Annotated in this window: 14 protein-coding genes; 10 read left to right on the top strand and 4 right to left on the bottom strand. The window is 29.4% G+C overall.

Going from position 1 to position 12,925, the window contains the following annotated elements; all coding sequences use genetic code 11:
- The first annotated feature begins 51 nt into the window (after positions 1-51).
- Together B2694_RS17280 and B2694_RS17285 are read left to right on the top strand one after the other, a co-directional pair.
- Positions 52-906: a GNAT family N-acetyltransferase gene (locus tag B2694_RS17280; protein WP_346886809.1), complete on the top strand. Its 855-nt coding sequence runs from the start codon at positions 52-54 to the stop codon at positions 904-906.
- A 16-nt stretch (positions 907-922) separates the two neighbouring features.
- Positions 923-1,360 carry a GNAT family N-acetyltransferase gene (locus B2694_RS17285; RefSeq protein ID WP_346886810.1) on the top strand — a complete coding sequence of 146 codons (438 nt, stop codon included), beginning with the start codon at positions 923-925 and terminating at the stop codon, positions 1,358-1,360.
- Positions 1,361-1,691: 331 nt separating this feature from the next.
- Here the strand turns inward: B2694_RS17285 and B2694_RS17290 are convergent, their stop codons facing one another.
- The 3 genes from B2694_RS17290 to B2694_RS17300 are packed head-to-tail and all read right to left on the bottom strand — an operon-like array spanning position 1,692 to position 2,730.
- Complete coding sequence (locus B2694_RS17290; RefSeq protein ID WP_035129621.1) at positions 1,692-2,279, bottom strand: manganese catalase family protein; 588 nt, start codon at positions 2,277-2,279, stop codon at positions 1,692-1,694.
- Positions 2,280-2,296: 17 nt separating this feature from the next.
- Complete coding sequence (locus B2694_RS17295) at positions 2,297-2,545, bottom strand: spore coat protein CotJB (protein WP_035129619.1); 249 nt, start codon at positions 2,543-2,545, stop codon at positions 2,297-2,299.
- Between the two features lie 14 nt (positions 2,546-2,559).
- On the bottom strand, positions 2,560-2,730 hold the full coding sequence (locus B2694_RS17300) for a spore coat associated protein CotJA (protein ID WP_346886811.1): 171 nt from the start codon (positions 2,728-2,730) through the stop codon (positions 2,560-2,562).
- 283 nt (positions 2,731-3,013) lie between these two features.
- Here B2694_RS17300 and B2694_RS17305 point away from each other — a divergent pair, with 283 nt between their 5' ends.
- The 7 genes from B2694_RS17305 to B2694_RS17335 all read left to right on the top strand — a co-directional run bounded on the left by B2694_RS17305 (position 3,014) and on the right by B2694_RS17335 (position 9,998).
- Positions 3,014-4,393: a bifunctional metallophosphatase/5'-nucleotidase gene (locus B2694_RS17305; protein ID WP_346886812.1), complete on the top strand. Its 1,380-nt coding sequence runs from the start codon at positions 3,014-3,016 to the stop codon at positions 4,391-4,393.
- A gap of 18 nt (positions 4,394-4,411) precedes the next feature.
- Entirely contained in the window at positions 4,412-5,335 is a 924-nt protein-coding gene (locus tag B2694_RS17310) for a hypothetical protein (RefSeq protein WP_346886813.1), read from the top strand.
- 234 nt (positions 5,336-5,569) lie between these two features.
- Entirely contained in the window at positions 5,570-5,725 is a 156-nt protein-coding gene (locus B2694_RS17315; RefSeq protein ID WP_346886814.1) for a rubredoxin, read from the top strand.
- Between the two features lie 191 nt (positions 5,726-5,916).
- Positions 5,917-6,477 (top strand): sigma-70 family RNA polymerase sigma factor, encoded by a 561-nt coding sequence (locus B2694_RS17320; RefSeq protein WP_346886815.1) that lies wholly within the window; start codon positions 5,917-5,919, stop codon positions 6,475-6,477.
- Positions 6,478-6,479: 2 nt separating this feature from the next.
- Positions 6,480-7,766: a hypothetical protein gene (locus B2694_RS17325; RefSeq protein WP_346886816.1), complete on the top strand. Its 1,287-nt coding sequence runs from the start codon at positions 6,480-6,482 to the stop codon at positions 7,764-7,766.
- Positions 7,767-7,936: 170 nt separating this feature from the next.
- A complete protein-coding gene (locus B2694_RS17330; RefSeq protein ID WP_346886817.1) occupies positions 7,937-8,725 on the top strand; it encodes a zinc dependent phospholipase C family protein in 789 nt (262 codons plus the stop codon).
- Positions 8,726-8,735: 10 nt separating this feature from the next.
- Complete coding sequence (locus B2694_RS17335) at positions 8,736-9,998, top strand: MFS transporter (RefSeq protein WP_346886818.1); 1,263 nt, start codon at positions 8,736-8,738, stop codon at positions 9,996-9,998.
- A gap of 64 nt (positions 9,999-10,062) precedes the next feature.
- On the opposite strand, the gene B2694_RS17340 is transcribed toward B2694_RS17335, so the two are convergent.
- Positions 10,063-11,391 (bottom strand): MATE family efflux transporter, encoded by a 1,329-nt coding sequence (locus B2694_RS17340; RefSeq protein ID WP_346886819.1) that lies wholly within the window; start codon positions 11,389-11,391, stop codon positions 10,063-10,065.
- 251 nt (positions 11,392-11,642) lie between these two features.
- Between B2694_RS17340 and B2694_RS17345 the strand changes: the two genes are divergently transcribed.
- Entirely contained in the window at positions 11,643-12,893 is a 1,251-nt protein-coding gene (locus tag B2694_RS17345) for a serpin family protein (RefSeq protein WP_346886820.1), read from the top strand.
- Positions 12,894-12,925: the final 32 nt, after the last annotated feature.

Genomic DNA, 12,925 nt, shown 5'->3' on the forward strand with positions numbered 1-12,925 from the left:
GTTCATATAACTTAACAGAACGGAAGTATTAGAGAGGAGAAAATAAATGAAATGATAGTTTTAGAATTACAAGAATTAAGTGAACCACAAATTAAGGATATAAAAAAATTAGAAGATTTATGTAAAAAACAGGATGGATTAAGGGGAGATGTGTTTCTATCAAATAAATTGAACTTTAACAAAGAAATGAAGTGTTATTTTCTATTATATGAAGGAGAAACCCTTATTAGCTTTATATCTATGTTCATACCAACAACAGAAGAAGCAGAAGTATCAGCGTATACTCTACCTGATGAAAGAAAGAAAGGATACTTTAAATTACTTCTTGAAAAGGCTATTAAGGAGATAAGCAACTATGGAGTTAAAGAAATGCTTTTTGTCCATGAACCAACAAGTAAAGGTGCGAAATATATTTTAGAAAAGCTTAATACAAAATATGATTTTTCAGAATACGTATTAGTTTATAATTCAACTAATAGTTTAAAATGTAATAGCAAGTTGAAGTTAGTGCCTTTACAAAGAGAAAATGCAGATAAAATAGCAGCATTACAAGCTGATATTTTTAAGAGAAGTTTAGAAGTAGGGCAGACCATGGTTAATAGAGCTTTGGATTCTGAAGAAATGATACCTTATATAGCTAAATTTAATGATGAGATTATTGGAGTATGTAATATTAATTTGGAGAATAATGACGGCTGTATTTGTGGATTGGGAATTTCACCTAAATATCAAGGTCATGGATATGGAAAAGAAATGTTGAATCTATTACTAGAAAAACTTTTATCAATGGATATTAATAACATTATTCTTGAGGTTGATAGTGAAAATAACAGGGCATACAATTTATATACTAAAAATGGATTTAAGATTAAAACACAGTTTGATTATTATAGATATATAATTTAAAAGGGGGAAAACATTTATGAATCTTATTTTTAAAGCAATAGATAATGACAATTGGAGCGAGTGTATTGAGCTCTCTGTAGAAGAAAACCAGAAGTGTTTCGTAGCATCAAATGCATACTCTATATTGGAGTCTAAGTTTGAAGAGGGAAACTATCCGTTGGCAATATATGATGGAGAAGTTATGGTAGGATTTTTAATGTACAGCTTTGATAGTGATGATAATAGCTGGTGGATGTGTAGACTTATGATGGACAAGAAACACCAAGGAAAAGGATATGGCAGGGCTGCTATATTAAAACTATTAGAAATATTAAAAGAAGAACATGGAAATATAAAAGTTTATACAAGCTTTGAACCAGAAAATAGTGTTGCTGAAAAATTATATGAAGCTGTAGGTTTTAGAAAAACTGGAAAGATAATGTGGGGAGAAGTAGTAATGGAGATACAACTATAATATAGAAAATAATATAGAAAAAACTTCTGATTTAAGAAAGGGGATATCTCAAAATAAGCTAAATCTTAAATTAATGTTGAGCTTGTCATCTGATATAAGTACAAGCTCAACATAGTAAAAGATTAGAAGTTTATTTATTGATATCCCCTATAATATTTTTAAAATCTAAATAATAAAGTTGATTATTATATTATATAAAGTTTTATAGTAATCATAACAAGGTTATCTAGTAAAATTAAAATAAGGGATCTTAGCAAAATATATAAAATTAGTTTATTTTGCAAGCCCCTTATTTATATAAGTATATTCACTTAGAATATAAATTTTTAATTTATCTATTCAATGGATCTAGTAATGGTTTTCTTTTAAAACAATCTTGTACGTCATCTAGAGCTTCACCAAATCTTTGGAAGTGAACAACTTCTCTTTCTCTTAAGAATTTCAAAATTTCTTTAATTTGATAATCATCACTTTGATTTATTAACCATTCATAGGTTGCTCTTGCTTTTTCTTCTGCAGCTAAATCTTCATGAAGATCTGCAACTACATCATCTTTAGCTTGGATATAAGCTGCTGTCCAAGGTACTCCTTCAGGGTCTGTGTAGAATAAAGCTCTTCCGTGATTAGTATAGTGACCACCAAGACCTACTTCTTCAAGTTCTTCTAGAGTAGCATTGCTCATAAGTTGATAAATCATAGTAGCTATCATTTCAACGTGAGCCATCTCCTCTGTACCTATATCAGTAAGTAGTGCTTTAGATTTTCCAGTAGGCATAGTGTAACGTTGATTCAAATATCTAAGCGCTGCACTTAATTCTCCATCTGGGCCACCATATTGAGCTACTAGAAATTTTGCCATTCTAAGATCTTTAGATTTAAGATTTATTGGATATTCTAACATTTTTGTATAATACCACATATTATAATCCTCCTGTGTTAATAATTTTCCCAAGGCCATGGTAATGAAGTCCAGCACATTGGACTTTCAACAGAGGCTGAGCCGAAATTAGTAAGTGGGCCATATTTTTCTTCATATTGACGTACTAATATTCCGAGCTTATGAGATACGGCTTGTAGATCCTTAGTAGCTTCCTCGTTATCAGGGAAGTTATCTAGATATAGATTTAAATCTATGCAATAAAATTGAAGTTTTCTTATATTATTTAATAATTCTTGATCATACATAATATCTCACTCCTCTATTCCCTTCTTGAGTTTTTCTTCTCGTTGTAAGGTTTATATAAGTCCTTAAATATTGTGCCCTTTGATAGAGCATCTTTAACTAAAAATAAGTTTTCATATGCTTGAGGTAATACAAAAGCACAAGCGTATTCCATTTTTCTATGTGAGTAATCATTATAATTGCTCATTTGTTTTCTCCTTGAATTAATTTCTACCTAATAGTATGTTATGTTATATGTGTGAAATTTGTGAAAATAAATTTCAATTTCAACTAAATTTTCATATGAATATTCCATAAGATGTTGTAAAATATTTATATATATGGATATATATAATGTTCATTGAGTTATCCGATAACTACTAGCTCTAATACTCCAATCTTCTTCAAAGTGGGAGTAAAGAACTCTATTTAAAGTCTATTTTTATGTGAATTTTATAATGATTTATTAGCATATACAAAGGAGATGTATTATGGAATTACAAATATTACATACTAACGATATACATAGCAATTTTGAAAATTTAGCAAGAATAACTACAAAAATTAATGAGTTAAAAAATGATGATACAATTGTATTAGATGCAGGGGATTTAGCAGATTTTAAAAGAGTAGAAGTTAATGGGACTAAGGGGAAGGTTGCAATAGATTTACTTCAGGAAGCTGAATATGATGCTATTTCCATTGGAAATAATGAGACCTTTGATGGAATTCATACTTTAGAAGGATTAACCTCTGATGGAAGGATACCTTTTTTGAGTTGTCATATAAGAAAACTCAATGGTGAGGAAATAGAAGGGCTAAACAAAAGTATAATAATTAATAAAGCTGGGTTAAGGATATTAATTATAGGTGCTTCTCCAAATTTAAATGAGTTTAGTACAAGCTGTGGATTAGATATTTTAGATTATCTTCAGGGAATAAATAAGGAGATAAATAATAATAAGGGTAAATATGATATATGTATAGTTCTATCCCATTTAGGTATGGATAAGGATGAAGAGATTGCAACAAAAATTTCAGAGGTAGATGTAATAATAGGAGGACATTTTCATATCCTTATGGATGAACCTAAGATTATAAATAATGTTATAATCCATACCTCAGGACAGTTTGGAGAACACTTGGGAGTATTGAAACTATCTATAAAAGATAATAAAGTAAGTTTAGTAAAAGGCGAAAATATAAATATAGAAGGCTTAGATATGGATAAAGGTATAGTTAAAGTATTAAAGAATAATAAAGAGATAGCTTTAAATAATCTTTCTATACCACTATATGAAGTTAAAGAAAATTTATGGCATGATGTAATAGAAGAAAATCCTATTACTAACTTATTAGCAGATGGACTATCTAAAGTTTATAATTGTGATTTTGCTTTCATAAATAGTGGAGTATTAAATGGAGGAATAAAAAAAGGTGCAGTAACTAATCTTAAGCTATTACAAATAGAGCCATCCCCATTAAATCCTACATACTTTGAAATTGAAGGGAAATATATATTAGAAGCTATTAAGGAAAGTTTAGATGGGGACATAGTTTTAGCTGATGGTAGGGGACCAGGTTTTAGAGGAAAATATGTAGGAAGACTTCATTTTTCTAGAAATGTAATGATTAAATATAGGGAAAGAGAAGTATTAGAAGTTATTATAAATGGACAACCTCTTAAGGAAGATAAAGTTTATAGGGTAAGTAGCTCTGATTATCTTCATAGAGGTTCTGGATATAAAGATTTAAAAAATAATTCTAATCATAAATATGATGATAGATACATAAGAGATATATTAAGAGAATATTTATGTGATGAAGATATGGTTAATAAAGCATTAGAAGATAGATGGATAAGAATATAGTTATGAAAGGGGATTGAAGTGGAAGATAATAAGTTATTAGAGAAAAATAAAAAAGTAAAAAGAAGAGTTATTATAGGGTTTATAGTTTTGATATTGCTTAATCTGTGGGGTTTGTTAAAAGTTAATTCTCTTAGACAAGACCTAGATAGCTTACAAGGTGATATTTATAATCAGTATAATGATATGAGGACATCCTTAAGTAGCATTAATACCACCGTAGAAGAAACCCTAAAAAAGCAAGGGAGTATTTTAAGTGACTTTAGTTACTCAGTAGAAGGGCTAGATGCAGAAAACAAAACCATTAGTATTAATCTTAAAGGAACTCCTAAGGTATATAAAGAAGGATTAAAGTTTTATTTTAACTATGACTGTAGCGATGGAGATAGTAAGAGTGTTGAAGGTAAATTAGATAAAGCTTTAAACTATAGTGCAAAGATAGCAGTTCCAATAAGGAGTACTGTTAAATTTGGATTTACTTTAGACTATGGAGAAGAAGTGAAAAAAGAAACATGGGAAGATGAATATATAGATCAAATGGAGTATCAACTTCAAATTATGCCTCAAGGTTTTAAAGGGAAATATGAAACAAAGGGTGATGAAGTTATAATTGATGGACGGATTGAAAGTGTCATTTATCCAAGTTCTATAAAAGGAAATTCTGTAGAAGAAGCTTCATGTAAGATAAGAATAAATGAGGAAGTTATAGATGAAATTAAATTAGAAAAAAGTAATGAACCTTCAAGTGAAGTTAGTAATTATACTGGAACTATCAAAGAGAAATATAAATTAAAAAATGGAGATATGTTAGATGTGTTAGTTGAGGTTCAAGACACCTATGGATTTAAATATAAATATTACTCTATGACGGCAATTAATAATAATGGAACACTTAATAAGTTGGAGTCCTCTGGGGGAAATACTTTTATACAGGTAGAGCCATAGAAACTTGAAAAGGCAAGTATATAACTATGTAAATATAAAAATATAAAACTTTACAACTAGGAATATATATAACTAGTTAAATAGTTGTTTTGTTCATGGGACTTTCAGGAGATTTACAATTTAAATAGGATGACTAAAGCTACATCAAAGGGTAAGAGATTAATAATCCTGAGTTGGTAATTTAGCTAATATAAGGAGTTTATTAATATAATTTTATATTGAGGAGGAATTGATATGAAAATTTATAAATGTAGTATATGTGGCTACTTGTATGATGAAAGCCAAGAAGAGGTACCTTTTGCAGAATTAAAAGATGACTGGAGATGTCCTGTTTGTAAAAGGGATAAAAGTTTCTTTAAACCATTAGAGGAAACAGATTCTGTAGATTAGACTAGATTAGATAAGTAAGTAATTAAATAATGTTTAATTTAAGAGTGTCTTAAAATATTGGATTATATTTTAGTAAAAACTAAAGTATAGTATATTTTAAGACACTTTTTATATTTAATTTTATAATTTTGTAAGAAAAGCTATATTGCTTTCGATATATAGGGTGAAGAAGGAAATTTGGAGGAGATTTAATGAGGGTGGATAAAGACAATTTTATTGCAGAATTAAAAAGAAAAAATCCTAAAGCTCTTGATTATATCATTGATATATATGGGCCCTTAGTAAAAGGAATTATATCTAAAACCTTATGTTCTGTAGAGGATAAAGGGTTAATTGAGGAATGTATGTCAGATGTATTTATGGCAATTTGGGTTAATGGGTATAAGTTTACTGGGGATAGTTCTAAGTTTAAAAGTTGGATAGGGGCTATCACAAAATTTAAAGCAATTGATTACTACAGAAAGTATGGTAAAAAAGAAAATAACCAGCTTATGGATGAAGCCATCACTGATGGTAAAAGTGCAGAAGATCATTATCTTGATGATATAGAAAATAGTAGGTTAGTAAGTATTATAGAAAGTATGGAGGAACCAGATAAAACTATTTTTATAATGAAATTTTTACTTGGAGAGAAGAGTAAAAGCATTAGTGAAACATTAAAGCTTTCTGTAAGTAATATAAATACTAGAATTAGTAGAGGCAGAGAAAAGATAAGAAGAGAGTACTATAAGGAAGCTAGGGAGGGGGTATAGTTATGGATAATAAGGATATATATGATAAATTTAATGAGATTGATTTTGATATAAGTGAGTTTGAAGAAATTCCTATGGATGAAGTTGAAAAACAGAGATTGAAGAAATCCTTGAAGGAGAAAAACGGGAAAATGCAAAAGTCTATGAAGAAGTATAAAGTGGCTGCAGTGGTTGCTATATTAGCCCTATTAATAGGCATGTCACCTTTAGGCAAGGAAGTCATTGCGCAGATAGCTGAAAAACTAATATTTACTCCTTCCCAAGGCATTATAAAACAGCAAGCAGATAAAGAGCTATATATGCTAGAAGAACCAGTAAGAATTAATATTGATGATAGTTCTGCATTGGTAAAAAGTATTGCAAATGATGGTGAGAATATATATGTTGAAATGTGGTTTAACCAGGATGCAGAAGCTGAAGGCATAGGGGATCAAAGAGAAATAATAAACAACTTAAAATTAAAGACTAGCGATGAAAATATGTATAATGTAGGATTAACTAGCTTTGCAAGTGGAGGATATGCAGGATTTACTTTTCAGCAGGGTGAGGGTTTAATAACAGATTTTAAGTTGCACTATAAGGATAAAGATATAGGTGAGTTTAATTTAAAAAAGGTAGATTTTAAAAATGGTTATGATGAAATTGGTGGAAATGCCATAGATAAAGAGGTTCTTTTAGGGGCAACTAGTTATTATGAAGAAGGAGAAAGATACTTTAAAATATGGAGCAATATAGATTATAAACAGCGTGAAGATTACACCATTAGTTTAGATGCCATTGGAAAAGTTGAAGTTAGAGATGAAGAAGGTACTTTACTATCTATAGAAAATGCTAATGATGGAACTGGGAGAGCTTTTAAAATATTAGATCCTTACAAAGGCAAATTAGATATAAAAATAAAGGATATAGATATAAATTATGTTTTAAAAGAAGGAGGTAAATTAGCTATAAAAATTCCTAAGAAGGGTGAAACTTCTGAAATAAATGAAGACTTTAAACTTAAAGGGCTTCAAGATAGTATTAAAGCTGCTTCTATCACAAATAAAGGTGGAGAGTATACTATACACTTTGATTTTAGTAATAATTATGATGAAAGTAGAACAATATTTATGGTAAGAGAAAATTTTAGAACTGGTGGTGCCATGGGTGATATGGAAAATCAGCAAGGTGAGGTATACCTAGATAATGAAGATTTAAGTATTACAGAAAGATTTTTAAGAAAAATATATATAGATGTAAATAATATTTTAGTTCATCAAGAGGGTAATTGGCAGTTCATAGTGGAATAAATTATAAAAGCACTAGCTTTAATTAGTTGGTGCTTTTATAATTAAATTAGGAATATTAATAGTATAAGGATTTACAAGGATTTTACCTTAATATAACTCACTGAAAACATAAAAAATATATAATTATAATAAAAGTCAGAATATTTATGAAATTTGAAAGGTGGATTTATATGCCTGCAAGTTATACTCACTATAGTTTTGGACATACTGTCTTAGAAAAACTGCCCCATGGGATAAAAGATATTATAACCCAAAATAAAGAAGCATATTATATAGGGCTTAATGGTCCAGATATACTTTTTTATTATAAGCCCTTATTTAAGAATGAAATAATTAAGTATGGACATAGATTACATGATGAAAAGGCCTATGGATTTTTAGAAAGGTCGAAAAAGTATATTAAAGAAAGTAAGGATGAGATTTGTCTCTCTTATATTTTAGGATTTGTATGCCACTTTGTCCTTGATAGTAGTTGTCATCCTTTCATTGCAGAAGCTATGAAGGAAAGTAATATATATCATGCTGAAATAGAAGCAGAGTTAGATGGAGCATTAATGAGGAGAAATAATTTAAGTCCACAAAGGCATAGTGCAGGAGCTCATATTATTCCTAATAAAGTTATAGCAGCACATATTGCTAGCATTTATGATAATGTTAGTGGAAAAGAAATATATAAATGCCTTAAGTCTGTAAGGTTTTATAATAAACTACTATTATGTGAAAACAATTTGAAAAGAAAGATTATAAAAGGCTTATTAGGTTTAATTAAAGGTGGAGAAGGCTTTAGTCGTATGATAATTAATGTAGAGCCAAATATAAAGTGTATAGAAATAAATAAAAAGCTTTTAAACCTATATGAAGAGGCTATAGATGAGGCAGTACATAGAGTTGAAGAGTACTATAGTGCTATAAAAAATAATGACAACTTAGGGGAATTCTTCAATAGAAATTTTCTATAGGAGGGGTAAAATGAGTAAATTTACTAAGTTAGAAAAGCAGTGGATTCTATATGATGTAGGAAACTCAGCTTTCACCATGTTGGTGTCTACTATAATTCCTATTTACTTTAAAAATGTTGCAAGTTTATCAGGAATTTCACCAGCAGATTCAACAGCTTACTGGGGTTATGCTGTATCCTTATCTACAATTATTGTAGCAATACTTGGACCTATACTTGGAACCGTAGCGGACACTAAGGGTTATAAAAAACCACTATTTTCATTATTCATGATGTTTGGAGTGTTAGGTTGTGCAGCTTTAGCTCTTCCAGTACCATGGATTGTATTTCTAGCTATATTTGTCATAGGGAAGGTTGGGTTTTCAGGAAGTCTTATTTTTTATGATGCCATGCTCAATGACATAACTACTGATGATAGAATGGATGAGATATCATCTCATGGATATGCTTGGGGGTATATCGGAAGTTGCATTCCTTTTACAGTAAGTTTACTCCTTGTACTTTTTGCAGATAAAATTGGACTTACAACTGCAATGGCAACGGGGACAGCCTTTATATTAACTGCCCTATGGTGGTTACTAATAACAATGCCTCTACTAAAGAACTATAAACAAAAGTATTATGTTGAAAAAGGAAATAAGCCAGTGGCAGAAAGTTTTAAGAGGCTAGGTAAGGTTCTTTTAAACATTAGAAAAAACAAGAAGATTTTCTTATTCCTCCTTGCATTTTTCTTCTATATCGATGGAGTTCATACGATTATAAGCATGTCCACATCCTATGGAAAAGATGTTGGGATTACAGATAGTAATTTACTATTAGCATTACTTTTAACTCAAGTAGTTGCCTTTCCTTGTGCTATTTTATTTGGAAGATTATCTAAAAAGTTTAAAAGTGATAAGTTAATAGCAACTTCAATTATGGGTTATATAGCAATAACCATATTTGCATTACAGCTAGATAAAGCATGGGAATTCTGGATTCTTGCTGTATGTGTTGCAGTATTTCAAGGGGCAATTCAAGCACTATCAAGATCTTATTTCTCAAAAATTATTCCTAAGGAGAAATCCAGTGAATACTTTGGACTATATGATATATTTGGTAAAGGGGCTGCTTTCATGGGAACTATGCTCATGAGTATAGCAACCCATATAACAGGAAGCTCTAAGGCTGGGGTAGCAGGAATTGTGGTAATGTTTATTTTTGGACTTATAATATTTAAAGCAGCCAATAAAGTAAATATATCTACGGAAAAAGAAACTACTGTTAGTTTATAAATTTAAAATATTATATAAAAACCTCTTATAGATACTTAAAGGAGTAATCTGTAAGAGGTTTTTATTATTTATTTATATTCCTTATAAACCTTTTTATAAAGGATATACCAATTATATCTGCAATGAACCAACCCATAGGAATAGACCACCAAATTGCAGTTATACCAAAGGTAGGAGCTAGCCAATAGGAAATTCCGACACGAAGTCCTAAGGATATAATAGTAAGAAAAATAGATATATTAGTGGAACCTATACCTCTATAAAAACCATATAACATGAAAAGATATCCAATGAGAAAGTAAAATACACTTACTATACATAGATATTGAGAGCCGTAAGCTATAATTTCAACTTCTGATGGAGATATAAATATAGTCATTAATTGTTTTGAAAATATTACTACAATTGCTGATATTATAATGCAAAATAAGGTAATAATCTTGAATGAAGATTTTACTCCTTTTTTTATTCTTAAAGCTTCACCGGCACCTTTATTTTGGGCAATATAGGTGGAAAAAGCATTACCAAAATCTTGAACAGGCATATAAGCAAAGGAATCTATTTTAACAGCTGCTGCAAATGCTGCCATTATTGATACTCCAAAGGAGTTTACTAGGCCTTGAATTAATAAAATCCCGAAATTCATTATAGATTGTTGGATACTTGTTAGAAGGCTATAATTTGCTACTAACTTTAAAATCTTTATATCTATTTTAAGGTCGCATTTTTTAAATCTGATTTCAGGTAGTTTGATAAAACAATATATGGCTGTTGAAATTCCAGATATGCCTTGAGCTATTATGGTAGCATAAGCTGCCCCTGCAATACCAAGATTAAACACAGTTATAAAAACAATATCAAGAACTATATTAATTATGGCTGCTATTATTAAGAATACAAGAGGTATAAAGGAATTTCCAACAGAACGAAGTAAACAGCAAAAATAATTATAGATAAAGGTAAAGCTTATACCATAAAAGATTATAATTATATACTGTTTAACATCATTAAATAAACTCTGTGGGGTATTCATAAAAATTAAGATATTATCAGTAAAAAAAATAGCACATAAATTAATTATGATAGTTATTAAGCCGATAAAGATAAAGGCAGTAAAAATACTACTTTTTAATTTAGCATTATCTTTAGCTCCGAAGCATTGAGAAAATACAACGGATGCGCCCATACAAAGTCCCAGAATAATAGATGTTAAAAATACTATAATAGTAAAAGAAGATCCAACTGACGCTAAAGCAGATGCACCTATATATTTACCAACGATTATGGAGTCGGCTATATTATATAATTGCTGAAATATATTTCCTATAATAAGGGGAATGGCAAAGCTTATTATAGCTTTGGTTTCATTTCCTTTAGTTAAATCCTTAGTCATATAAACCTCACTTTATTAATTCAATATTTTTATTCTACATTAACATTTTTTTATATCATAATTTAGTAATACCAATATTTAAATTTAGTAAAATGCTTTCAAGATATAGGTAATTATTAAGGCATTACATGTCCATTATACAATAGAAAATAATTTAATCAATTAATTATTAGATTTATAATAATATAAAAAATAGCACTATAACACTTTAACAACGTATATAAAGTGAAACTAAATTTAGAGGTGATGTTATGAAATTAAAAAAGATAATTTCTTTAATGCTTATAGCTATAGTAGCTACTTCTTTAATTGGATGTGAGAAATTTTCTAGTAAAAATAAGGAAGAGATTTCAGCTAAAGAGGTGGATAAAGAAGTGGTTGAGGGCAATAATAAATTTGCATTCAATATATTCAAAGAAATCTCAAAGGATGAAAATAATAAGAATGTGTTTATATCTCCTTTGAGCATTTCCATGGCACTTACTATGACCTATAATGGAGCTAAAGAGAATACAAAAGCAGAGATGAATAAGGTACTAGGCTATGAAGGAATGAATGATGATAAGATAAATAATAGTTACAAAATTCTTCATAGTTACTTGGAGAATATAGATGAAAATGTAAAGCTAAATCTAAGTAACTCTATATGGATAAGAGAAGGTCAGAATATAAATAAAGAATTTATAAACATTAATAAGGATATCTTTGGTGCAAAAGTGGATAACTTGGACTTCTCTAAATCCTCATCTGTGGATAAAATTAATAATTGGATTGAAAAATCTACTAATAACATGATTAAAGATATGCTAAAAGGTCCTATTGATGGTGATGTTATTATGTATTTAATTAATGCTATATATTTCAAGGGGCAATGGCAAGAACCATTTGATACAAACAATAATACTATAGGTGAGTTTACAAATTCAAAGGGAGATAAAATAGAGATAGACTTTATGAGGAAGGTTGCGGCTGATGATAAAACCTTTTATGGAGAAAAGGATGATTTTAAAGCTATAAAAATGCCTTATGATAGTGGAAAAGTATCTATGTATGCAGTACTACCAAAGGAAGGTTTAAATATAGATAATTTTATAAATAATTTAGATGTGAATAAGTGGAATTCTATAAAAAAATCCATTGGAAAAGAGCAGGAAGCTGTTAATGTAAGCTTTCCGAAGTTTGAAATGGAATATGGAACTAAAGAATTAAAAGGACCTCTAGTGGCCCTAGGAATGAAGGATATTTTTAGTGATAGAGCTAATCTTAGTGGAATAAGAGAAGAGAGTTGTGTTAGTAGCGTTTTACATCAAGGAAAGATAGAAGTAAATGAAAAGGGAAGTGAAGCAGCTGCAGCTACTCTAGTTGAAGTTAGGGAAACTGCAATGCCAATAATTGATGATCCTAAAGAGTTTATAGCTGATAGACCTTTTGTATTTATTATAGAAGATGAAGAAAGTGGAACCATACTATTTATGGGTAAACTAGAAGAAGTGAAAAAATAATAAAGGCAAATAACAGGAGTTAATAAAAACTC

Origin of the sequence: Clostridium sp. UBA4395, from assembly GCF_002390995.1 — a bacterium.
GTDB classification, from domain to species: domain Bacteria; phylum Bacillota; class Clostridia; order Clostridiales; family Clostridiaceae; genus Clostridium_J; species Clostridium_J sulfidigenes.